Origin of the sequence: Streptomyces sp. NPDC059679 (genome assembly GCF_042734105.1) — a bacterium.
Lineage (GTDB): Bacteria > Actinomycetota > Actinomycetes > Streptomycetales > Streptomycetaceae > Streptomyces.
This window is the reverse complement of sequence record NZ_JBHWES010000063.1, coordinates 32,323-54,548: the sequence shown is the minus strand read 5'-3', so window position 1 is coordinate 54,548 and position 22,226 is coordinate 32,323. Positions and strand designations below refer to the sequence as shown.

The 22,226-nt window shown below is 69.1% G+C and carries 26 protein-coding genes; 18 read left to right on the top strand and 8 right to left on the bottom strand.

What is annotated here, in order from left to right; translation table 11 throughout:
- Positions 1-388: 388 nt before the first annotated feature.
- The 6 genes from ACFV2X_RS43140 (at position 389) to ACFV2X_RS43115 (ending at position 5,888) form a co-directional block, all read left to right on the top strand.
- Positions 389-718 carry a hypothetical protein gene (locus tag ACFV2X_RS43140; protein ID WP_385626942.1) on the top strand — a complete coding sequence of 110 codons (330 nt, stop codon included), beginning with the start codon at positions 389-391 and terminating at the stop codon, positions 716-718.
- Between the two features lie 197 nt (positions 719-915).
- Positions 916-1,221: a hypothetical protein gene (locus ACFV2X_RS43135; protein WP_385626940.1), complete on the top strand. Its 306-nt coding sequence runs from the start codon at positions 916-918 to the stop codon at positions 1,219-1,221.
- Between the two features lie 112 nt (positions 1,222-1,333).
- On the top strand, positions 1,334-1,624 hold the full coding sequence (locus ACFV2X_RS43130) for a hypothetical protein (protein ID WP_385626938.1): 291 nt from the start codon (positions 1,334-1,336) through the stop codon (positions 1,622-1,624).
- A gap of 254 nt (positions 1,625-1,878) precedes the next feature.
- Positions 1,879-3,081, top strand: a complete 1,203-nt coding sequence (locus tag ACFV2X_RS43125) for an AAA family ATPase (RefSeq protein ID WP_385626936.1) — start codon at positions 1,879-1,881, stop codon at positions 3,079-3,081.
- A gap of 21 nt (positions 3,082-3,102) precedes the next feature.
- On the top strand, positions 3,103-4,734 hold the full coding sequence (locus ACFV2X_RS43120) for a VWA domain-containing protein (RefSeq protein ID WP_385626934.1): 1,632 nt from the start codon (positions 3,103-3,105) through the stop codon (positions 4,732-4,734).
- A 65-nt stretch (positions 4,735-4,799) separates the two neighbouring features.
- Positions 4,800-5,888, top strand: a complete 1,089-nt coding sequence (locus ACFV2X_RS43115; protein WP_385626933.1) for a DUF6744 family protein — start codon at positions 4,800-4,802, stop codon at positions 5,886-5,888.
- Positions 5,889-6,071: 183 nt separating this feature from the next.
- On the opposite strand, the gene ACFV2X_RS43110 is transcribed toward ACFV2X_RS43115, so the two are convergent.
- Positions 6,072-6,404 carry a hypothetical protein gene (locus ACFV2X_RS43110; protein ID WP_385626931.1) on the bottom strand — a complete coding sequence of 111 codons (333 nt, stop codon included), beginning with the start codon at positions 6,402-6,404 and terminating at the stop codon, positions 6,072-6,074.
- Between the two features lie 112 nt (positions 6,405-6,516).
- Positions 6,517-7,788, bottom strand: coding sequence for a hypothetical protein (locus ACFV2X_RS43105; protein WP_385626929.1), 1,272 nt, complete (start codon positions 7,786-7,788; stop codon positions 6,517-6,519).
- A gap of 339 nt (positions 7,789-8,127) precedes the next feature.
- Between ACFV2X_RS43105 and ACFV2X_RS43100 the strand changes: the two genes are divergently transcribed.
- Both ACFV2X_RS43100 and ACFV2X_RS43095 read left to right on the top strand, forming a co-directional pair.
- Positions 8,128-8,547 carry a hypothetical protein gene (locus tag ACFV2X_RS43100; protein WP_385626927.1) on the top strand — a complete coding sequence of 140 codons (420 nt, stop codon included), beginning with the start codon at positions 8,128-8,130 and terminating at the stop codon, positions 8,545-8,547.
- Between the two features lie 266 nt (positions 8,548-8,813).
- Positions 8,814-9,995, top strand: coding sequence for a hypothetical protein (locus tag ACFV2X_RS43095; RefSeq protein ID WP_385626926.1), 1,182 nt, complete (start codon positions 8,814-8,816; stop codon positions 9,993-9,995).
- A gap of 163 nt (positions 9,996-10,158) precedes the next feature.
- On the opposite strand, the gene ACFV2X_RS43090 is transcribed toward ACFV2X_RS43095, so the two are convergent.
- Entirely contained in the window at positions 10,159-10,383 is a 225-nt protein-coding gene (locus ACFV2X_RS43090; RefSeq protein WP_385626925.1) for a DUF397 domain-containing protein, read from the bottom strand.
- On the bottom strand, positions 10,373-11,206 hold the full coding sequence (locus ACFV2X_RS43085; protein WP_385626924.1) for a helix-turn-helix domain-containing protein: 834 nt from the start codon (positions 11,204-11,206) through the stop codon (positions 10,373-10,375). Before ACFV2X_RS43085 ends, ACFV2X_RS43090 begins: the two co-directional genes overlap by 11 nt.
- Before the next feature lie 263 nt (positions 11,207-11,469).
- Here ACFV2X_RS43085 and ACFV2X_RS43080 point away from each other — a divergent pair, with 263 nt between their 5' ends.
- From ACFV2X_RS43080 to ACFV2X_RS43065, 4 genes are all read left to right on the top strand, one after another.
- A complete protein-coding gene (locus ACFV2X_RS43080) occupies positions 11,470-11,880 on the top strand; it encodes a hypothetical protein (RefSeq protein WP_385626923.1) in 411 nt (136 codons plus the stop codon).
- A gap of 385 nt (positions 11,881-12,265) precedes the next feature.
- Positions 12,266-12,469, top strand: coding sequence for a hypothetical protein (locus tag ACFV2X_RS43075; RefSeq protein ID WP_385626922.1), 204 nt, complete (start codon positions 12,266-12,268; stop codon positions 12,467-12,469).
- Entirely contained in the window at positions 12,466-12,717 is a 252-nt protein-coding gene (locus ACFV2X_RS43070; RefSeq protein WP_385626920.1) for a hypothetical protein, read from the top strand. The genes ACFV2X_RS43075 and ACFV2X_RS43070 overlap by 4 nt, the downstream gene beginning before the upstream one ends.
- Positions 12,718-12,889: 172 nt before the next feature.
- Complete coding sequence (locus ACFV2X_RS43065; RefSeq protein ID WP_385626918.1) at positions 12,890-13,180, top strand: hypothetical protein; 291 nt, start codon at positions 12,890-12,892, stop codon at positions 13,178-13,180.
- 146 nt (positions 13,181-13,326) lie between these two features.
- On the opposite strand, the gene ACFV2X_RS43060 is transcribed toward ACFV2X_RS43065, so the two are convergent.
- From ACFV2X_RS43060 to ACFV2X_RS43045, 4 genes are all read right to left on the bottom strand, one after another.
- Positions 13,327-13,662 carry a hypothetical protein gene (locus ACFV2X_RS43060; protein ID WP_385626916.1) on the bottom strand — a complete coding sequence of 112 codons (336 nt, stop codon included), beginning with the start codon at positions 13,660-13,662 and terminating at the stop codon, positions 13,327-13,329.
- A gap of 69 nt (positions 13,663-13,731) precedes the next feature.
- The gene (locus ACFV2X_RS43055; protein ID WP_385626914.1) at positions 13,732-14,829 is read right to left on the bottom strand and encodes a tyrosine-type recombinase/integrase; all 1,098 of its coding nucleotides are present in this window, start codon (positions 14,827-14,829) and stop codon (positions 13,732-13,734) included.
- On the bottom strand, positions 14,829-15,143 hold the full coding sequence (locus tag ACFV2X_RS43050) for a hypothetical protein (protein ID WP_385626912.1): 315 nt from the start codon (positions 15,141-15,143) through the stop codon (positions 14,829-14,831). The genes ACFV2X_RS43055 and ACFV2X_RS43050 overlap by 1 nt, the downstream gene beginning before the upstream one ends.
- A gap of 181 nt (positions 15,144-15,324) precedes the next feature.
- On the bottom strand, positions 15,325-16,779 hold the full coding sequence (locus ACFV2X_RS43045) for a transcriptional regulator (RefSeq protein ID WP_385626910.1): 1,455 nt from the start codon (positions 16,777-16,779) through the stop codon (positions 15,325-15,327).
- Positions 16,780-17,310: 531 nt separating this feature from the next.
- On the opposite strand from ACFV2X_RS43045, the gene ACFV2X_RS43040 reads away from it, so the two are divergent.
- From ACFV2X_RS43040 to ACFV2X_RS43015, 6 genes are read left to right on the top strand one after another with little or no spacing between them, the layout of a single operon-like run.
- Positions 17,311-18,075, top strand: a complete 765-nt coding sequence (locus ACFV2X_RS43040; protein ID WP_385626908.1) for an NUDIX domain-containing protein — start codon at positions 17,311-17,313, stop codon at positions 18,073-18,075.
- Between the two features lie 3 nt (positions 18,076-18,078).
- Entirely contained in the window at positions 18,079-18,915 is an 837-nt protein-coding gene (locus ACFV2X_RS43035) for a 2-keto-4-pentenoate hydratase (protein ID WP_385626906.1), read from the top strand.
- Between the two features lie 18 nt (positions 18,916-18,933).
- A complete protein-coding gene (locus ACFV2X_RS43030) occupies positions 18,934-19,809 on the top strand; it encodes an acetylating acetaldehyde dehydrogenase (RefSeq protein WP_385626905.1) in 876 nt (291 codons plus the stop codon).
- Positions 19,809-20,825 carry a 4-hydroxy-2-oxovalerate aldolase gene (dmpG, locus tag ACFV2X_RS43025; RefSeq protein WP_385626903.1) on the top strand — a complete coding sequence of 339 codons (1,017 nt, stop codon included), beginning with the start codon at positions 19,809-19,811 and terminating at the stop codon, positions 20,823-20,825. Before ACFV2X_RS43030 ends, dmpG begins: the two co-directional genes overlap by 1 nt.
- Positions 20,822-21,682, top strand: a complete 861-nt coding sequence (locus ACFV2X_RS43020; protein WP_385626901.1) for an HpcH/HpaI aldolase/citrate lyase family protein — start codon at positions 20,822-20,824, stop codon at positions 21,680-21,682. Before dmpG ends, ACFV2X_RS43020 begins: the two co-directional genes overlap by 4 nt.
- Positions 21,679-22,215: a MaoC family dehydratase gene (locus ACFV2X_RS43015; RefSeq protein WP_385626900.1), complete on the top strand. Its 537-nt coding sequence runs from the start codon at positions 21,679-21,681 to the stop codon at positions 22,213-22,215. Before ACFV2X_RS43020 ends, ACFV2X_RS43015 begins: the two co-directional genes overlap by 4 nt.
- Positions 22,216-22,226: the final 11 nt, after the last annotated feature.

Sequence of the window (22,226 nt, the reverse complement as noted above, 5' to 3'; positions counted from 1 at the left end):
CCTCGGGCCTCAAACCCCCAAGAAGGGTCCTGGCATGGGCATTCGCGGACGCTCAGCGCCTCCGGGCCCGATTCCTCGCACCACCGCCTGCCGGGCGCTCAGCGGGGCTTGTGCGGCTTCTGGCTATGGTGGGGCGGGAGTTGACCTCTTTGGCCTGTCCCGGGAGCGGGGAGGGACGACTGGACATCGCCCCGGGCACCGTCGCCAGGCGGCCGCGTCTCGACCAGGCTCGCGGGTACCGTCAAGCGTCAGGCTGGCCAGACGGTCGGCCTGGTCACCAGCGCCACCGTCCAGAACTGACGAAGGAGGAATGCCGTGCTCGACCAGTTCGCCATCGACGATGGACGTCACCTGCCGGCGGTCGTCATCGACGAGGACGCCTCCACCGTTGCCGGAACGGCCCGTTTCCGGGCCACCTCGCCCAGGCGGGCCTGCCGGCCAGGCCCTGGCCGCCCACATCGCCCACGTCAACACCAAGATCGGCCCCTCCAAGGGAGCGGAATGGCTCCCCGTCGGCGCACGCGTCGTCATCCTGGCCGTGACCATGCTGATCATCTGGGGCGCCTGCTACGCCACCGGTCAGACCATCACCCACAGCCAGGACCTCACCGGCACCACCGCCATGGCGGTCGTCGGCGGCTCCCACATTGCCGGGCTCTTGCTGGCCTTCGCCCTCATGGTCGGCATGCGCCGCTACATCGCACCCACCCGCACCTGACAACGACGACTACCGCGCCCTGCCCCCGCTGATTTGTGCGACATCCCGAAGCTACAGCGAGGTGACCAGTAGCCGAGGGTGACGCTCTGGGGATGATTCCCCTGGAGGGGTCGGGTCCCGATAACGTGCCGCCGGACTGCGTAATGCGAAGGGCGGGGCTGGTGGCAAAACGGTGGGTCCGGTACGTGATGCCGATCATGGTCGAAGTCGACTGCGACGACGACAGGGTGACCCGGGTGGTCACCCTGCCCGAGGAGGTCCGCGAGGACCGCGACGACATGGGCCACTTCCTCATCTACGACGAGGAATTCGTCCGCCGGAACAGCGACGACCAGCCCGAGGTGCACGCGTTCTGCGTGGGCGAGCCGCGCTGGGAGTCCCAGTTCCGGGCTGGCGGCCCGGTGAACTGGCTGAAGACCGAGGAGTGGGAAGAGGGTTTCGACCTGACAGAGGCCGACGACCAGTACGGGGAGATCAATCCGTACGAGCTGCGCGAGCGGTAGACCCCGTCAAGGACCCCGTGCTCCCAAAGCTGCGGCGAAGTGCGGCTCAACATGAACAACTGCCTGAAGTTCATCCAGGCTCGTGCAGCAACAGAGAAACCAGGAGTCCGCTGTGCCCACCACGTACCCGGTGACCCTCCCGTCAGTCCCCAACGATCCCGAGACTGCCTGGAGCGCCGAGCGCGTCGGCGAGACGGTTCTCGAGCATCCGGATGAGGGCTGGGCCTCGGCAACCACCACCTACGCGATCGACGCCGGCAGCAGGTCCGAGGCCGAGCTGCGGGTCCTCGCCTGGATCGACCACAGTTACGAGGACGACCTTCGCCAGGCCACAGCCACAGCAGTGGAGCAGGTAGACCCCAACCGCTGGCATGTCTCCCTCCGGATCCTCGGTGAGTTCTGAGGACCCACCCGAACCGCGTACCTGACGCAGGGCTCGGCAGCGATCGGCCTCTCGCAGACGCGGCCGCGGTGGCCCTACTGGATGTGCACCCGGCCGTACGCAGGATCCCTCTGCGGGACGATTTCCATGGACGTAAGTTGACATGCTCGATCTGGACACGGCACGGTCCAAGCAAAAACGTCCGTTTTTGTTTCTCTCCCATTACTGTGCTGTCCCTCACCGTGAGTCTGGATTGTGTGACGGAGGAGTTGGCGATGGCCGCAGAGACCGACGCGCTCGATACGGCGAAGCGGCTGCGCGCGATCACGGAGGAGGTCACCGGGCGCTTCTACGAGCGTGATGATGTCGTGCGGACGCTGGTCGTGGCGATGCTGGCTGGCCAGCACTCTTTGGTGCTCGGTCCTCCGGGGACGGCCAAGAGCGAGCTCGCGCGGGAGCTGACGGGCCGGATCGAGGGCGCGAACCTGTGGGAGATCCTGCTGAGCAAGTTCACGGCGCCGACGCGCATGTTCGGCCCGATCGATGTCGCGGCGCTGAGCCAGGGAGAGTACCGCCAGGTCTACGACGGCCGCGCGACGACGGCGCATGTCGCGTTCATCGACGAGATTTTCAAGTGCTCCGCCGCCGCGCTGAATGAGACCTTGGGCCTGCTGAACGAGCGGCTCTACCACCCGGAGAACGGCGGCGCCCCGATCTGCTGCCCGCTGATCAGCGCCATCACTGCGTCCAACGAACTGCCCTCCGGCGAGGAGTCCGCGGCCATCTACGACCGGCTCCTGGTGCGTATGGAGGTGGGCTACCTGGCCGACCCGTCGAACTTCGCCGCCCTCATCCGCTCCGCCGTCGCCGCAGAGGCCGCGCTGTCACGGACCACGATCACTCTGCCGGAGCTCCAGCACGCGGTGACCGCGGACGTCCCCGCCGTGGACGTCCCCGACCTGATCGTGGATGCCCTGTGCACCCTGCGGGCCGCCCTGCGCCGCAAGGAACTGGTCTCCTCAGACCGGCGATGGCGTCAGTCCGTCCGGCTGCTCCAGGCATCGGCGTTCCTCGACGGCCGGGACGCGGTCGGCGAGAGCGACCTCACCGTGCTGACCCACGTGCTGTGGGACTCCCCCGCCCAGCGCCCGCTTGTCGAGCGCGAAGTCCTCCAGATGGTCAACCCCGATGCCCGGGAGGCACTCGACCTCGCCGACGCCATCGAGGAGCTGGAGGCACAGCTGGACGCGAAGGCAGGCCAGTCCAAAGAGGCCCTGTCCAACTGGGCGATCAAGGAGGCCAACGGCAAACTCGCGCGGGCCGGCAAGAAGCTGGCGAAGCTCCACAAGGAGGCACAGGCCAGCGGGCGCTCCACCATCTCGATCGACCGGGTCATCACCCGGCAGCGCGCCGTCCACGCCCGCGTGCTGACCGAGGCGCTCGGGGTCGACGCATCCATGGTCCAGGCCCAGCTCTGAGCAGCGGAAGGAACGAGCACCATGGGCAAGACCCTGAGCAAGCTCAAAGACCTGGCGAGCAGGGCCGGGAGGTGGCTGGGCCTGGCCCAGTCTCCCCCCGAGCCGAAGGCGACCGGCGCGGTCGTCGCCGACCGCTTCGATCAGATGGCCTGGCACGAGACACACGACCAGGCGCCCGCACTGCAGGAACTCGCTGAGGAGCTGAACGAGCGGTACGACTACACCGACGACCTGCTGCGCGATGTGTTCCTCGCCGCCTACAAGGTCACCCCCCAGGTCCGCGGCCGCGCGGAGATGGCCCCCTCCCGGCGGGTCAACCACCAGGTCATCACCTCGATCATGACCAGCCCCGAGTTCGAAGAGCTGCACCGCGAGACCGCCGGCAACCCGTACGCCGCAGCCATGGCCGTCCTCGCCCAGGCCGACGCCCTACGCCGGACGCTGGAGGACTCCCGCACCGCCCGCGAGCAGGCCCAGCAGGCCAAGGAAACCGAGGACGCCGCACAGGAAGCGGCGCACGCCGTGGCCGAGGCGCTCCAGCAGGCCACCGAGGCCGCGGACGAGGAGGGCGCCGTGCCCGACGAGGAAGCCGACGCCGTGGGGCAGGCCATCGGCCGGGCCGAGGACGCCGACCGGGAAGCCGAGCAGGCCGCCCAGAAGGCAGCGCAGGCCCTCGCCGCGGCCGCCCCCGGAATCCGTGGGGCGGTCCGCCGGGCCCTGGCCGAGGCCGCCGACGCCACGCGCGAGGAAGCCGCGCTGATGCGGGCGTGGGGCGTGGAGCCCGGCCAGCTGGAGCGGATGCCGTTCGAGCAGCGCGCCCAGCTCGCCCAGCGGCTGCGCTCGGGACGGCTCGGGCGGTTCGCGGAGCTGATCGGCCGCTTCCGGCAGATGGCCTTCGGCGAGCGGGCCCGCCGCGTGGAAAACGCGCCCGGCGAGCTCGTCGGGATCACGCTGGGCGACGATCTTTCACGCGTCATCCCCTCCGAGCTGATCCACCTCGGCATCCCGGCCATGCGCCCGGTGTTCGCCGCCCGGTATGCCGAGGCCCGGCTGATGCTGTACGACAGCCGCGGCGAACAGCCCACCGGGCAGGGCGCGATCATCGCCTGCGTGGACTGCTCCTACTCCATGGACACCCCCGCCGACGGACAGCCAGGCGGCATCACCGGCGAAGCATGGGCCAAAGCGGCCGCCCTGGCGCTCCTGGACCAGGCCCGGCAAACCAAGCGCGACTTCGTCGGCATCCTGTTCGCCTCGCAGGACGAAGTCAGCGTCCACCGCTTCCCCGCCGACCAACCCGCCCCCATCGCCGATGTGATCGAGTTCGCCGAACACTTCTACGGCGGAGGCACGGACTACCAGGCCCCCCTCTCGGCCGCCGTCGAGCTGCTGGAAGCCGAGTTCAACGACGCGGGACGCCAGCGCGGCGACATCGTCATGATCACCGATGGGCAGTGCGACATCACCGAGGAGTGGATGCGCACCTGGACCGCGGCCAAGCACGCACTGGACTTCCGATGCTTCGGCATCGCCATCGGCAACGGACCCGCCACCGGGCCCGGCTCCGTGCTCGACGCACTGTGCGACAACCTCCGCAGCCTCGACGACCTGACAGACCCGCACGCCGTCGCCGACATCTTCCGCATGATCTGAGCGCCCGCACCCTCCCGCCCCGCACCTCCCCATCTAAAACGCCCGTTTTCGCTCTGGAGCCGTTCATGTCCGTACCCCAGCCCTCAACAGCGCAGGATGCCGAACTCAAGACCGGTGACGCGGTGTTCGACAGCTATGCCGAGTCGATGGACGCGGAAGGGGCTCCGCTCCTCGGCCACCTGGTGCTCTACTCGATCTTCGACGGCCAGGTCACGCGGGACGACCTTGCACGCTGGTTCCGCGAGCTGGACCTGGACGAGGCGCTCCTGCCGCCCCCGCTCCGCAACGTCGACGCCTTCGAGCGGGTCACCGGCCCCGACGGGGTCCGCGTGGCCTACCCCCTGGACGATCCCAGAGCCACCGGCCCCGCCAGCCGCCACGGACGCCGCCGCGGACGCAACCAGCTGGTCAACTCCGCCACGCTGATGGTCCGCCCGGTCCGGCGCGACGGCGGGCAGATCGTCCGGCACGTCGTACGGGAAGTCCGCGACGAGGAAGCAACCAGCCTGGAGTACGACACCCGCCTCGCCACCTGCATCTTCCACCGGGACAACACCGAGGGCAGCCCTGAGGGGGCCGGCACACTGGAGATCCAGCCGAACAATGCGGCCATCGCCCGCCTCCCCGAGGCCGAGCAGACCACCGTGCGGCAGATGCTCACAGACCTCCACGACACATATCAGCGCCGCTGCACCTACCTCACCAGCGACAAGCTGCGCTCCGTCGTCCGGCGGTACGTCGAGCACCTGAGCGCGATCCGCGTGCGTCCCACCGGAGGGGTCTACTTCGTCCACCGCCAGCACGCCCAGACCCTGGGAGCCCTGCGCACCCTCATCAAACGCTTCGGCCAGGACAGCCACCTGGTGCGCGTCCCGCTCCCGGACCAGGACGAGATGCGTGAAATGATCATCACCGCCTTCACGACCAAAGCAAAGGACGAACTCGACCAGCTCGCCCAGGACATCGCCGCGGCCCAGCGCAGCGGCAAGGCGAAGGAAGCGGCCAAGCTGTACGAGCGGTTCACAGCCCTGAAGCAGGCGACCGATGAGCACTCCGACCTGCTCTCGATCTCACTGGACGACACCCGCGCCGCCCTGGAACTCGTCAAAATCCAGCTCGGCGGCCTGCTCGCCACGGCAGCAGACGACGAGTAGACCGCTCCAGCAAGCCCCGACCAGCCCACCGTTTGCCTAAACGGCCGTTTTGGCAAACGGGCCGACGCCGCCGTGACGGTATCGGGCCTAGATCGTTGAGCAGAGCGAGCCGTGTGTGCCGGCCTGGCTCTGGCTGTAAACACTCGTGTCGTGGGCGTCAGTCCTAGTAGGCGATCGGGGTGGTCAGTTCTCCCGGGGGTCGCCCAGCGGGAAGGCCAGCTTCGTGCCGCAGTACTCGCACGTCTCGCCTTGGGGCAGGTGGGTGGTCCGGCCGGTGCAGGTCGGGCATTCGCCCAGCTCCAGGACCGGGCCGCGTCCGGCGGCGCAGGCCGGGCAGAGGTGCCCGAGCACGTCCGGCGCGTCCGGGTGACCGGGCAGCACCAGGACCGCCGGGCGGGAGACCCACCCGGCCGCCTCGATGGCGTCCTCGAACTCGGTGCCCTCCGGCATGTCGTCGCGCTCCAGATAGACGGCCATGCAGCCGTCGCGGTCGCAGGTCACGGCGTCGCGAATCATCGGTTCCCCTCACGGTTCTCGCGGTTGCTGAGTTGAGACGACTCGGTGTAACCAGGCCCCTGAGCTGGGCCGCTTAGCGTTGTCTTTTTCCGCGAGCAGTATGGGACCCCTCTCAGGACCGCTCCAGGGCGTCCAGCAGCTCCTCCTGGTATCCAGCGGCCGCCAGATCATCGGTGGCCAGCTTGGCCTGGCGCAGCAGCTTCAGGACAGTGGCGTGGTCCGACCGCGCCCAGGCGGCCCGGGTTGCCTCCCGTAGGGTGCGCCGGGCACGTGTCACCTTCGGGTCGGTCTCGTCCCCGGCCGCCGTGCGGGCCTGGTGGAGAGCATCGACGGCCTGGACGGCCTTGGCGAACGCGGCCGCCGTCTTCTTCCCGTCATGGAGCGGCCCGAGTACTACGGCCGGCCCCCACTTAGGGGTCTTGGCTCCCTCGCGCCGTCCGGTGGCGTACTGGCTGCGGCGCTCCTGAACGCCGCGGCGAAGCTGCTCCATCCGCTGCGGAAGCTCCCAGCCTGCCTCTCCTCGGTTCGTCACCTCGGCCTTCAGCGCCTTGACGTGGGCCCGGTAGGCGTCGGCGAGGCCGTGGGGCCGCAGCGGCATTCCCTTCTTGTAGATGCCGTGGCCGTTGGGGCCCCGATTGCCGGTCAGCACGACCAGCAGAGCCCGCGCACCGCCTTCCAGTTCCTCGGTCAGGCGCGCGCGAATGGGCAGCCAGTTCGCCACGGCGGCCTGCGTGATAGGCGACAGGGGCCAGACCTCGGTCGCCCGCGCGTCGGAGGCATCCGCCTGCGGGTTGCGGGTGATCTTCACCCAGGACAGATCCGGCGCCAGGTCCTCGATGTCCACGGAGCACAGCTCTCCGGCGCGGGCGGCGGTGTCCAGCACCAGCCCGATGACTACCAGGAGGCGGGCTCGGCCCGGGTCGGAGGGACGGGCCTCGACCTCCTTCTCCAGGCGGCTGTGCAACTCGCTGCGGGCCCAGGACGGCAGGGTCGGCTTCGGCGGCGGCTTCGGGTAGGACTTCGCGCCGCTGGGTACGTCAGCCGCGGCGGCGAGCCGCCGCAGGATGCTCGACCTGCGGCGCTGAGACGAGAGCACGTTCTTCGGGTCGGTGTCCAACTGCGCCAGCCGCAGCTCACCTTCCTCGGTCAGGCGACAGACCGCGGCCGCTCCGGGGCCGAGCAGGTCCCGCAGCGACTGCCCGTAATACGTACGGAAGTCCTCGCGGGCCAGGGCCAACATCAGGGTCTTCTCGACCCACCGGACCTGATTCGTCAGACTCTTGCTCCTGCTGATCTCTGGGTCGGCCAGAACCTTTTTCACCAGCAAATGCAGCTGTCCGACGGCCGGACAACGTGCGTCATCGACGGCGCTCGCAGGCAGCATCCGCTCTCCTTCACCTGTAGGACTCGTTATCCCCAATCCTCCCATCCTCGGAGCTGTCCCGTGCGGAGCTGGACCAGAACCAACTCAGGCACATCCCGATATCTCGTCACGCAGGATCTACATCAACTGAGATTTCCAGCTTGCCCATGTCTCAACTGGTCTGGCCGCCGCAGGTCACAGGTACGGGCCAGGGCCAGATGGTTTCAGAGGGAACAGTCGCGATAGCGCGCGAATGCGGGTCCCATACGCCGAATCAGGCCGGTTCTCGCGCATCACGGCCACGGCAGCCCCGGGGCGGTCTACGCTCGTGGAGGATCATTGAGACAAGGGGGCCCGAAGATGAAGTTGCCGGACATCTACGAGACTCGGCAGGCGAGGGCACTCCTGGTGGCTCTCCAAGCCGGAGACACGGAGCAGGCCCGGAAGATCGAGGATCATCTGCTCGCCGAGGCGGCCGACGGCCCCGGAGACCGCGAGGCTCTCAGGGAGGAACTGCGCGCCGCGTTGCTGTTCCGGGCCCATGTCGACGCCTCTGCCGCGGGGAACGAGCCGACGGCTCAGCTGTTCCAGAGCCTCCTCCTGGCCACCTGTTCGGAGCAGGTGATCAAGGCCACTATCGCGGGCGCCTACCTGCAGGTCGGGCTCGAGCACGGCAGCCTGCCCGCACAGAGCCACGACTTCCTGGCGGAGCACATGGCCGGGGCCAACGTCGGTGAAGAGATGAGGGAGCTCGCGGCCGGCATCAAACGCGTGCCGTAGACGTCTCAAAGACGCTGGCGCCCGGACAGCTGAACGTCAGCGTTTCGGCGACACTCGGGCGGCTTGTCTGCTGCTCACACTGCAACCATCGCCCTCCACCCGAGTCACGGCCCAGGACAAGCAGACCATCCCAGCAGTCCCTTGGCCTGCCCATTGCTTGCCAAAACGGCCGTTTTGGCGAAAGTCCGATGCCGGGCCGCGGGCCGGGCAGGCACGGTGCCAGGCACGCCATCCGCCCACCCCACATCGCCCTCGTGATCGCCTTCATGCCCCGGCTCTCCGGCGCACTGCTGCCACACACCGAAGATCTCGGCGTCGAACTGCTCAGCGTCGAAGGGGAGACACAGGGCGGTGCAGCATTCCGCATCGAGGCTCGCGAGGACCGGGGGCGGGGTGAACACCCCGGCCACGGCGAGGGCCGCCCTCACCATCTCCTCGGCCATCCCGTGGTCCACGTCGGGCCGGGGCCGGAACCGGTCCGCCTCGCGGCGGGCGGCGTGCACCGCGGCGTTGAACTCGGTCCAGTCGTCAAGGATGCGGGCAGGCGGGTCGAGCGGTACCGGCCCGAGGGGCCTCGACGCGGTACAAGTACCGGTATGCGGGTGCGCTGGTCTGAGGTAGAGGAACGGGCTCGGGCCGTGGTCGCCGAGTACGACGGCGGGGTCACGCTCCGCCAGGTCTGGTACCGGCTGATCTCGGCGGGAGCGCTGCCCAACCGGGCCTCGATGTACCGGCGCCTGTCCTCCCACTTGGCGCGTGCTCGCCGAGAGGGGCGGTTCCCGGACCTGGTGGACGCGATGCGGGAGATCCACCAGCCGTCGGCTTACGCGGACGTGGGCAAGCTGCTGGCGGCGGTGCCCGACCTCTTCCGCCTCGACCGCACGGCCGGCCAGGCGGAAGCCCTGTGGGTCTGCGCGGAAAAGGACACGCTGAGGGTTCAACTCGCCGGTTGGCTTGGACCGTTGGGCATCCCCGTCCTGGTGGTGCGCGGTTTTGCCTCGGAGTCGTACGCCGCGCTGGTGAGGGAGCGTGCTGCCCTTGATCCTCGGCCGGCGCGGTTGCTTTACGTCGGCGACCTGGACGCCTCCGGGGAGGCCATTGAACGAGACTGGGTGGACCGTACGGCGGGCTGCTGGGAGGTGGTGGAACGAGTGGCGCTGACCGTTGATCAGGTGAACCGGTACGGACTTCTGCCGGCGGTGGGCAAGGGCACCGATCCGAGGTGGCCGGCCTTCGCCGAGCGGCACGGGCTCGATCCGGCCCGGCCGGTGCAATGGGAGGTGGAGGCGCTGGAGCCGGCCGACCTGCGGAGCCTGGTCATGGCGGCGGTCCGGTCGCACCTCGACCGTGAGCGGCTGCGTGAGGTGCTGGCCGAGGAAGCCCGGCAGAGGGAGGCCCTGGCCGCGTTCCTGGCGACCTGGCGGCCGCCGGGCGGCCGGGAGGTGTGACGGCCCGGGTCCCGCACCGGAGAGGGCCTGACGCTGTCGAGTCCGCCCGCGTAGTCTGGTGAGGCACCGAGCGTCGCCGGACGCGGGCGGCGCGGCAGCATGCCGACACGACGACGGCCCCCGATCGGGGGCCGCTCGCTTCGGTGGCTGGTTGCTGCGTGGGTCAGGTGTCGGGGAACTCCCCGCGCTTGATGGCCGACACGAACGACGACCATTCGGACGACTCGAAAACGAGCGCTGGGCCGTGCGGGTCCTTGCTGTCACGTACAGGGACGGCGCCAGGAAAACCGTCGGCGACCTCGACACAATCCCCGTTCTCTGAACCGCTGTATGTGGACTTGCGCCACGTGCCCAGAATAGACGCTTCAGGAATACGCCTAACCTTCATTTCTGTACTCTTTCAGATATTGGTGGATTAGATCGAGAGATTCATTCTCAGGCAACGCCTTTGAGCACGCGATTTCAAAGTGCTGCACAAGCTCAGCTACCCTCTTAGGTGATTCTACCGATTCACCATTTTTGAAGCTCTCGACCAGGCCGACCGTCCCGCCCTCCTTCAAGGCCAGGAGAATCAGACTACCTCCTAGCATGGAATGCGCCCCTTGAGCAAACGGAAGTACCTGAACCGTAATATGGGGGTTTTCGCTGGCTTGGATGACAGATTCCAGTTGCGCGGACATGTGCCGACTACTCCCTATAGGGCGCTTTAGTGCCGCTTCATCCATGATCGCCCAATAAAAGGGTGGCTCTTGCGCCTCGAAAATACGCTGCCGCTTCATACGGGCATCAACGCTTGCCCTCAGCTCGTCCTCTGATTTTCCAGGCATACCGGTGCGGAACAGCTCCAGCGCGTAATCTTCAGTCTGGAGCAATCCAGGGATTACGCTACTTGTGAAAACCTGGATGCGAACGGCATCCCGTTCTTTCGTCACAACCGCTCGGCTGTAGTCCTGGATCACGCTATCCCGCGCCGCGTCCAGCAGGTCAGCCAGCACTCCATCAGTGTCGAAGAATTTATCTAATGCTTCTACCAAGGCGTCAGAGGGAAGCTGTTCCCCTAGCTCTACTCGGCCAAGGTAGCTGTGTGAGTAGCCGCCCACCCGTTCGGAGAGTTGGCGGAGAGATAGACCCTTCCGCTCCCGTAGGCGACGCAACCGATTTCCCAGCCGCACCCGTGGTGTGAGCTTTCCGCCCTCGTTGTTCAGCTCCACTCCGGTCGAACCTACTTTCGCTTAACTCGCTGTCTACACAGGTCTTTTGGTGACAGCTCAGATGTGTACCCAGTGTTCCCGACCGGGGATGGTGGTAACCACTCCCGCCCCGGGCCGGGCGACACGGTATGAGCCATCCCCACGGCTTCAACACCACCTGACGCGGCGCGGGTTCTCATACCCGACTGACCACATGCAAGACCCCCGCAACCCGCCTGCAACGGGCCCGGGGGCGTGGCCCCAACCCCGTGGAGGTTGCGAGCATGGATCACGCTATCGCGTGGATCTTCGAAAAGCTGCTGCGGCTGCTGTTGCCGTCGACCGGTCGTCACCGTGCGGCCGACGCTGCCGACGGCCGTCCTGCCGTGCGGCACCAGGACGCGCCGACGATACGCCCGGTGGGGGTGCCCGACGCGCCCACAGTGGCAGTGTCGGCGGCGCATGTGGATTCCTCCACCATCCAGTTCCGGGCGATCTCGGGGCCGTCGGACGGCCACGGGGCGGCCATGGTCCGGCCCTACCTCGTCGCGCACGAGCGGCAGCGGGGGCAGCAGCAGCGGCAGGAGCGTGCGGGGCGTCGGCTGAGGCGGCAGCGGCGGCGGGCGTTGTGGCTGGCCATGCACGGGGTCGATGTCGGACCGCGCCTGATCCATGGCGTGAGGGTGGTGGCGTAGATGAGCACGCCGACGACGCCCCCGCCACCGCAGCAGGGACAAGCGGGCGGGCAGGGCGGGCAGCAGCAGGGCAGCGACGACGGCCCTACTCTTGAGGAACTGTTGCAGCAGTCTGCCGCCCTCAGCGAACAGATCGATAAGCATCTGGGGCGGGGGTCGAGGTGAGCCACGCACCAGCCACCGGGGTCGATGCCCTGAGCCCTTGGGGGGCGGTGAACACGTCCGCAAGCGGGGCCCTTGAACCCACACCGGTCGAAGGCTGCCATATCTGTGGGGCGCTGGCGAGGCAGCGGGAAGCGGCCCGCAAGACGGGCAGCCCGGTGACGGTCCGCAGCTGCAGCCGGGAGTTGCAGAATCACCCGCACCGACGGGCAGGTGGTCGGAAGTGAACCCAGTCGAGATGGCCACGGATACGGAGGCGGCCGACCCGTACGCGGGCACCCCGTACGAGGGTTCCCCCGGAGGATGGTGGACGGAGTACGGCGGGGCGCTGGACGTGCGCTCTGGGGTCGTGTTCATCCCGCCGGGGGCCGACCTGCCGCCATGCCCCTTCCCGTGCGCCCGATGCCGCGCCAAGGGGAAGCAGTGAACGGCGCGGAGCAGGCCAGGGACCTGCCCCGTCTTGCCGTCGGCATGGTGGTCTACGACTCGCATTACGAAATGCCCGCGACCATCGCCGACTTCGACGGGCCGATGGTGTGCCTCACCCGTCCCACGGGCCTCGCATGGCGGTCGCGCTGTGTCTCGGTGCGCCCCGCTACGGAGTACGAGCGGCGGCAGCTGCGGGCCATCGCCCGGCTTCACGCCCAGCGCCAACGAGGCATAGCCCCCGCATAGGTCCCCGCCCCCGTTGCCGGATGAGCCCATGGGTTCTTGGTCTGTTCCCGTGTGGGTTCCGGCATCAGGGGGCGGGAAGTCCCCGCCTGTCTGCGCTCTCTCGCCCCCGGGCGCGGGCAGGCGGGGCATAGACGGATTTCTCAGAGCACTTCGCCGGATCGGATTCTTGCCCATGGCTGACGGACCCTGGCACGCCGAATGGACGTTCATCAGCACATCCGGCGTCACCACAGGAAAAGCCGACCACACACGGTATTTCGATATCCGCACCGCCATCTTCAAGGCGGCTGACAAGTCGCTACGCGACCTGGCGCACGATGAAGCGGCCGAAAGAGATGAGCCCTGGAAGCTCTTGGTCAGCGCCCTGTACTCCGAGGCGATGCTAACGGCCGATGAAGTCGGCGAATGGCAGTACGTGAGTGCGGACGGCTGGGCGAACGTGACGGTTCGCTTCGCCCCGTAGCGGCCACAACCGCGCCCGGAAACGTCGGCTGAACTCTGCTTCAGCACACTCCACCACCATGTGTGAAACGACTCCTGACGCTGCGTCTTGGAAGGCTCCCCAGCGAGACCTGCCTCGCTCCCACGGCTGCCGCTGAACGCAGGCGCTCAAACTGTGGCGGCCTGGGAGACGCGCGGGGCTCTATCCGAAAGAGGGACAGCCGTCTGGTCCGCGACCGCGACGGCCAGCCGGGTGTAGTCGAACGCAGTGGCCCACAGCCAGCGCGCGCTGTGGTTGTCCTGGGCTGTCATGGCGCAGGCGGCGTTGCCCGCTGCGTGGCCCCACAGGTCGCGTTGGCCAGCGCCGTGATCGGCTTCGGCGGCCCGCAGTGCAGCTGTGATCGCGGCGGTCGGTGGAGGTTCGCCGGTGTCCTTGGCCAGCCATGGGCGTACCGCTTCGGCGATGGCTACCGCGGTCTCGCACGAGAAGGCGTTCTCACTCATGACGGCACCATGCCGGAGAGCGCGCGCTCGGCGCCGCCGCTCGGCCGGGTGAGGGCGCGGCGCGGGGCATCACGCGGTGAGCGCGAGCCAGCGCCCCAGCTGGGTGCTGAACTTGTCGACTCCGTCGGCTGCGTGTCGGGCGCGGCGTGCCTGGTCGCCGCGGCGGCGGATGTAAGAGAGCGTCGTCGCTGGATCGCGGTGACCGGCGTATTCCTGGATCTCCTCCAGAGGTACCCCGTCGTCGTGCATGTGGGTCAGGCGGCTGACCCTGAGCACATGCGGGGTCAGGTCACGGCCGGGCAGGACTCCAGCCCGCTTCCCCACACGGGTCAGGATGCGGTCGACGTCGTGGCGGTCCAGGCGCCGCCCTTCGGAATCCAGGAGCAGCGGCCCCTCGGTCCTCCCGTCGATGAGGAGGACCAGGAGCTCGGCGAGCCGGGGCGGGACGCCCCACTGCCGGCCCTGGTTGCCCTTGCGGGTCAGGTCGATCACTGGGGCGCGGCCGTCACGGAAGTCAGTGACATCGGCTTCGCACCATTCGCTGACGCGGCCGGCGAAGGTGTAGACGAGGGACATCACCACGACGTCGCGCAGACACTCCGCCCAGTCGAAAAGGGCGGCAAACTCGTCGACCTCCAGCATGGGGGTGGCAGTGGTCTCGTCGTGTCGGTCGATCTTCGGCCGGTTGTGGCGGGTGACGGGGTTGGGGATGTAGGTCTGCGACTCCTCGGCGGCGAAGACGGTCAGGGAGGAGAGGGCGGACAGGCGGCGCGCGATGCTGCGGTCTGCCCGCTCGCGCTTCTCCTCGCTCAGCCGCCAGGTGGTGACATCCCCACGGGTGATGCAGCCGATGTAAAAGCGCTCGTGCCCGAGTTCCTTCGCGAACTGGTGCCAGAACCGCAGATCGTCGGCGTAGTTCCTCTTGCTGTTGATGCTGGGGATCGTGGAAGACGCCAGCCAGTTCATGACAGTGGTGAACGCTTCGGCCGTGCAGATGTCGCGCAGGATGTCCATGCGGTACCGGCGCTGGCCCAGCTCGCGGGTCACGGGATCGCGTGGGGCCACCTGGCCGAGGTCTTCCCTGATCTTCTCGAAGGCGTCTTCCGCCCTGGTCTGGGGGCGCGCAATCTCGCCGCCGGGACGTTCGGCGAGAGCTTGCCGGGGCATCACGGCTTGAAGTCCATCCGGAAATCCGGGTGCCCGGAGAAGGCCGCGAAGGCCGTGCAGCGCAGCGACCAGCCGAGCGCGTCAGCATACTCGGGAACCCCGTCCGCGCGCTGGGCCTGCGCTGCGTGCTCGAACTGGGCATCGAACGCATCCAAAACGCGCTGCACGCCGACGAGGAGCAAATGCTCGTGCTTGTCGGCGGCTTCCGCGCGTTCGGCAATGCGGGCCCGCATGAAGGCCACCAGCGCGCGGTCGCGGTCCAGTCTGGCCTCGTTCTGCACGATCATCTGAAACTTCAGGGACGGATCTTCCACTTGCCCTCTCCTCGGCTCTGGGTCACCACAAGCTACCCGCAGTCCCAGGCCTGGCAGGCCCAGGTCATTGAGCGTGTGACCGCCTTCCTCGGCTAGACAGATACAGCTGCCAGTGCCTGGCGCAGTTCCTGTACTGCCGACCGTCGGCCGCCAGTACGAGCGCGGTCAGGTCGTGGGCGCTTCATCGTCGTGGGCCTTCCGCACTGATGGCGAGGAGCTGTTCACGCAGGTCGCGCACGGCTGGAGCGGCTTCGTGGGGCGCTGCTTCGCGGGCCAGGTCCAGGAAGCGGCGGCGGACCCGGGTGGAATCCACTGCGCTGCCCACGTCGAGGGCTCGGCGGCCCGCGTCACAGGCGGCGTCGATGTCGCCGACGACGAGCAAGGCTCGCGCCGCTCCGACGGCGTCGAACGCTCGGGACCGCGCCCGGTCCGGGTCTCTTTCTGCGGCGGCTATGCCGAGCAGTTCGAGCGCTGTTGTCGCGTGCTGGTGGTGGTTGCTGGTGCGGGCGAGGAACAGCAGGACTTCGCCGAGGGTGGAGGAGAGTTCCGCGTGGTTGAGGTAAGCGACGTAGGCCGGTAGTTCGTCAGAGGTCTCCTCGTTGAAGATCTCCTGTGCGTGGCGTACGTTGCGCAACGCTTCTCTGCTCTCGTTGCGCATGGCGGCGAAGCGGGCAGCGAGGGAGTACAGGCCGGCGCGGAGTACGGGGTGGGCGCAGTTCCGTGTGCCGTACAGGGCGAGGGCGATGCAGTCGGCGGCGGTGTCGGGGTGGCCGAGGTAGCCCCAGATGCGGGCGAGGCATTGCAGGAGGTGGGCGGTGAGGTTGGCGTCGCCGCTCTCGCGGGCTGCGTGCACGGCCAGGGTCAGGTTTCGGATGGCGGCGGGCCACTGGGCGACGTCGTGGGACATCCAGCCGACGCATCCGGCGAGGTCTGCGAGTTCGCGGAAAAGGGCCCGGCCTGCGGCTTCGGTGTAGCGGCCGTCGCGGATCGTGCGGGTGGCCCAGGCCAGTTGACCAGTAGCGGAGTGCAGGGTGGAGCCGCCCCCGTGCCGGTTGTCCATGGTCCGGAACACTCGGGTGTAGTCAGCGATGAGGGCCGCGTCAGCGGCGCCCAGCCGCCGGCCGGGCGCGTCGGTCGCAGTGCCGGGGAGGCCATGGGGCTGTACGTACGCCCAGGAGTGCAGCCCGGTCAGCAGCCGCTCCGGGTCGTACGGAATCTCGAAGCGATACTGCTCGCTGTCCGGTACGGGCGGATCCGCTGGCGGGGACTCGTGTACGAGCCCGGCTGAGGCGGTACGGGCCAGGTCACCCAGGAGCTCGGCCGGGCCCCGGTAGCGGGTGAGGTCATCCAGAGAGGCCCCGGCGAACCCGAGGTCGGCCGGGGTGAGGTGGCGGCCGCAGCGGGCGGAGAAGACCTCGGCCAGCAGCTGGGGCACCGGTTCGCGCGGCTGCTCGCCGCCCAGCCAGCCGCGCACCCGGGAACCATCAGGGCGGACATGCGGAAAGCCGACGACACGAGCCCGTTCTGTGACGGCGGCCGCCAGCCCCTTCTTGGAGAAGCCGCAGATACGGAACCAGTAGCAGAACGCGGACTCCCCGGACTGCGGGAGCTGGTCGGGCACGGACTCGGACGGCATGGACAGCCTCCACCGCAGGCGAATTCTCGCTGTGAAAATGCCATAACCGACAGTAGTGCACCGGCTGGGGGCCAGGGAGCGCTTCCACGGTCCCGCCCCCTCGCGCTCCCCTCTTCCCAACCCCTCACGCTCCCCGCGACGCGCCGCGCCACACGCCGGGCAAGTACCACCGGTGCGCCCCCTGATGACACCCGCCGCCCCGGGCCCAGACTGCCGTCCCTGACTCCAGAGCGCTTCGGAGGGAGACCCGGGATGGGTGTGATGCCGCGACTGTCGTGGTGGCACTCCATGACGGCTTTACGGATACGGCCCTCGCAGCACGGCGGGCGGCGCTACCCGAGGCCCCTGGGCACGACGCGGCTGGCCCGGCCTGAGCCCTGCACACCTTCACTCGCCCCAGCCTTCGCGCCTTGCCCGTCCCGCGCCGCCGAAGCGGTAGCTTCCGGGCTCCGCGCCTCACCGGCCGCGGCCCCGATGCCGAGCGATCGAATGGTCCGCGAGTGCGGGCCCGAAGTGGAGATCACGTTGAACATGAGCCTGTCCAACCCCGCCGTTGAACTCCTCGGCGTCCCCGACCTCCACCTGGTGGAGACGGCACCGCCGGAACTCACCGGCGCCCAGAGGGCTGCGATGAACCGCAGGTGGGAGGAGATGGCCTCGGCCAACCCCACGCTTTTCGACGGGCCGGTGGTGGTGTGCACCAAAGTGGAGTGGAAGGACCCGGGGACGATGGTCCTGTCGTGGTGCCGCGCCACCTACCGGCTCCTGGTCCTGCGCCTGGACCCTGACCACGCTGTGCCGGCGCCCTCGCTGTTCGTCTCCGTCGCCCAGCCGACGAACGACGGTCACCTGTTGGTGGGGCGTATGGCGGCGTCGACCGCCGGCTCCGGGCGCTGGCAGCTGCCCGGCGGCACGATCGAGCCGCCCACCGGCAGTGCCGGGTTGGACGCGGACGCGCTGGCCCGGCATGCCGCCCGGGAGCTCGCCGAGGAAATCGGACTCGAGGTGCCGCACCGCGACCTGGAGTTGTGGGCGGTGACCCGCGGGAACCGGGGCAACATCGGCTTCCACTTCCGAGCGCCAGCCCGGCCGGCTGACACGCTCAAGGACGCTCACGCGGCGCTCGCCTCCTGCGAGGTCGAGCAGGGCCGCATCCCCGAGCTGGACAGGATCGGCTTCATCCGTTCGGAGGCTGACATCGCCGGGCTCGGCGGTCCGACGGCCGACTTCCTGCCGGTGCTCGCCGCCCTGCACGCCAAGGCAAATGCGGCCACTCGGCCCACCGGCGGGAGGTAGCCGATGCCCGCGAGCCAAGGCGCCGCCGGACGTCCGACCGCCCCGGGCGCGAGCGAAGAGGTCCTCATCCGGCTGGCCGAGGAACTGGCCCAGGCAGCACGGACCCGCATTCCCGTCCCGATGCTGTCGAGGCGCTTCCCGGAGCTGACCCTGGCGGACGCCTACCGCATCCAGCAGATCAGCACGGTGTGGCGCCTGCGGGCCGGGGCCCGGATCGCCGGCCACAAGGTCGGGTTGACCTCGGCCGCGATGCAGGAGCAGATGGGCATCCACGAGCCCGACTCCGGCGTCGTGCTGGACCACATGGTCGCGGCCAGCGGGAGCAGCTTGCGCACGGGCGACTTCATGAACCCGAGGATCGAGACCGAGATCGCCTTCCGGCTCGGGCACGATCTGACCGGGCCCGCCAACCTGGATGCCGTGCGGGCGGCGGTGGCCGAGGTGTTCCTCGCCTTCGAGATCCTCGACACCTGCTTCACCGGCTGGGACATCACGCTGATCGACAGCATCGCCGACAACGCCGCCTGCGCGGGCGTGATCACCGGCAGGCCTGCCCCGTTCGACCCGGCCTGGGACCTTGCCGCCGAGCAGATCACAACGACAGCCAACGGCACCCTCGCCGGGGCCGGGCGGGGCCGCGACATCCTCGGCGACCCGCTCCAGGCCCTGGTCTGGCTGACACACCGCCTATCCCGGCTCGGTACCGGCCTGCGGGCCGGAGACATCGTCCTGGCCGGATCGGTACACGCCAGCTTCCCCCTGACCCCGGGCACGAACTTCCGCGCCACCTCCACCTGCCTTCCCGCCATCCACCTGCACGTCTTACCCGCTGATCTTTGACCTTGGATCGGAGCACTCATGCTGACCACTGCCGTCCTGGGGACCGGACTCCTCGGTCTCGACCTGATCGAGCGGATACAGAACTCGCCGTCCTTCACGTGCGGGCTCGTCGTCGGTCGCACGCCGGGCAGCCGCGGGCTGGCCCAAGCCGTCGAGCTCGGCTGCACCACGGCGACGGGCGGCATCGACGCCCTGCTGGAAGCGGGACACTTCGACGTCGTCTTCGACGCGACCAACGCCTTCGACCACCCGGAGCACGCGCAGAAGCTCGCCGACACCGGGGCGGTGCTGGTCGACCTGACACCGACCGGCGCCGGGGCCCTGATCGTGCCGACCGTCAACGGTCACCAGGCCGCCGCGCACCAGCACATCGGGCTCGTCTCCTGCGGCGGCCAGGCCTCGATCCCCGTCCTGCACGCTCTCGCGCAGCGCTACCGGCCCTCGTACGTGGAAATGGTGGCCACGGCCGCGACCGCCAGCGTGGGCCGGGCAAGTCGGCTCAACCTCGACGAGTACGTCTCCACGACCCAGGCCGCGATCGGCCAGTTCACCGGCACCGAGCGGGCCAAAGCCATCCTGAACATCTCCGCCGCCCGGCCGGCGCCGCCGTTCCGAATCGCCATGACGCTGGTGGCAGCCGACGACGTCGAACAGGGCCCGGTCCGGACACTGGTGGAAGCCGCCGAGACGGCCGTGCGGGCCGTCATCCCGGGCTACCGGGTCACCTCGTGCACCGTCACCGAGACCACGGTGCGCGTGATCGTGGAGGTGGCCGCGACCCGCAGCCGGATCCCGGTGCACGCCGGAAACCTCGAAGTGATCAGCGCCGCCGCCATCCACGCGGCCGAACAGCACGCCGCCGCCACGATCTCCGGACTGAAGGAGCTGGCCTGATGACCGAGCCTGCCGTGATCGTGCACGACCCCACCCTGCGGGATGGCCAGCACGCCGTCCGTCACCAGCTCAACGCCCAGCAGATCCGCACCTATGCCGCAGCAGCCGACGCCGCCGGCGTCCCCGTGGTCGAGATCGGGCACGGCAACGGGCTGGGCGCCTCCTCTCACCAGGTCGGTCACGGCCGGCTCAGCGACGACGAGATGCTCACCACCGTCCGCCAGGCCCTCCCGCGCAGCAGAATGGCCGCCCTGATGCTGCCCGGCTGGGCCACCAGCCGCGACCTGCGCAACGCTGTCCGCCGCGGCGTGGATGTGGTCCGCGTCGCCGCGCACTGCACCGAGGCAACCGTCACCGAACGCCACCTCGGCGTGATCCGTGAACTCGGTGCCGAGGCCCAGGGCGTGCTGCTGATGAGCCACATGGCCAGCCCCGAGGAACTGGCCGAGCAGTGCGCGCTGATGGTCGGCTACGGCGCGCAAGGAGTCTGCATTTTCGACAGCGCTGGCCACTACCTGCCCCAGGACGTGACCGCCCGCATCACCGCCATCACCGCGGCGGTGGACATGCCGGTCGCCTTCCACGGACACAACAATCTGGGGCTGGCCGTGGCGAACTCGATCGCGGCCATCGAGGCCGGAGCTCGGGTGATCGACGCGTGTGCCCGGGGGTTCGGCGCGGGTGCGGGCAACACGCAGTTGGAGGTCCTGGTGGCCGTGCTGGAGCGCCTGGGTCACCACACCGGCATCGACCTGCGGCTGCTGGCCGACGCCGCCGATCTCGCGGAGCGGACCCTCATGCCGGCCCCGCCGACGATCGACTCCATCAGCCTGGTCTCCGGGCTGTCGGGGGTGTTCTCCGGGTTCAAGAAGCCCGTGCTCGCGGCCGCCGAGCAGGAGGGCGTGCACCCCTGGGACCTGTTCGTCGAGCTGGGCAGGCTCCGGGTCACCGCCGGGCAGGAGGACATGATCCCCGACGCAGCCCGCGATCTGGCAGCACAAGGGGCTCTGCAGTGACCCAGACCCCTGGCCCCGCCGGAACATGGATCATCACCCCCGGCCACATGTGCGCCCGGTTCCCTGCCGCGCACGGCTGCGGTGCGGATGTCGCCCTGGTCGACCTGGAGGACTCCGTACCGGCCACGGCCAAGCCGGAAGCCCGCCAGATGGCGCGCGCCTTCTTCACCAACCCGCCCACCCGTTCCGCGCTCGGCGTGCGGATCAGCTCGCCCACCACCCGCGACGGCATCCGCGACCTTGCCGCCCTCCACGGCTACCCCGCCAAGCCTCAGATCGTCCTGATCCCCAAGGTCGAATCCGCCCGCGACATCGAAGTCGTCGCCGGCGCCCTCGACACTCTCGGCTACGCCCCGCTCCTGTATGCGCTGGTCGAGACGCCCCGAGCGCTGGAGGAGCTGCCCTTGGTCGTGCGGGCCGACCGCATCGCCGGCGTCCTGTTCGGCACCGCCGACTACGCCACCGCCGCAGGGTGCGGCCGCGCCTGGGAGCCCCTCCTGCACGCCAGGGCCGCGCTGGTGACCAGCGCCGCCGCCGCGGGCATCCCCGCCATCGACTCGCCGTTCTTCGACCTGGACGACCTCGACGGACTGCGGCACGAAGCTGAGAAGGCCAAGGCCCTCGGCTTCACCGGCAAGAGCTGCGTCCACCCGGCACACCTCCCGGTCATCGACGAGGTGTTCCGGCCTTCCGAGGAGGAGATCGCCGCGGCCCGCGCCATCGTTTCCGCCGCCGAGAACGCTGGCGGGAGCATCGTCCGCGTCGACGGGCGCATGGCCGGCCCGCCCATGGTCGCCGCCGCCCGAGCCCTGCTGGCCCGCGAAGAGGCCCGCACTCCGAGCGAGGTGCGCGCATGACGGCCAGCATCCCCATGCCCGCGGGGTACCGACAGATCGCCAAGGGCCGCTACCGGGAAGTCGTCGGGCACGGCTACCACGAGCTGACGGTGGGCCTCGTCATCGAGCATCGGCCCGGACGCACCGTCACCGACGCCGATAACACCTGGCTGACCCTGCTCGGCGGTAACACGGCCCCGATCCACACCGACGCCCACTACAGCAGTCGCACCGCGTGGGGACGACCCCTGGTGTGCAGCAGCATCACCCTCCACCTCGTCGGCGGGATGACCGTCCGCAGCACCAGCGCTCTCACCACCGGCAACCTTGGCTTCGAAGAAGTCCGCTTTCGCGACCCGGTGTTCGTGGGCGACACCCTCTATGCGGAGACGGAGATCACCGGACGCCGCCTGTCCAAGAGCCGGCCGGACACCGGGATCGTCACCTGCCGCACCACCGGCCACAACCAGGACGGCAGCACCGTCATCACCTTCACCCGCAGCTTCTTCGTCCCCGTCGACGCCGACACCGTCCGCGACCACACCAACTATTAGGGGGACGCAGC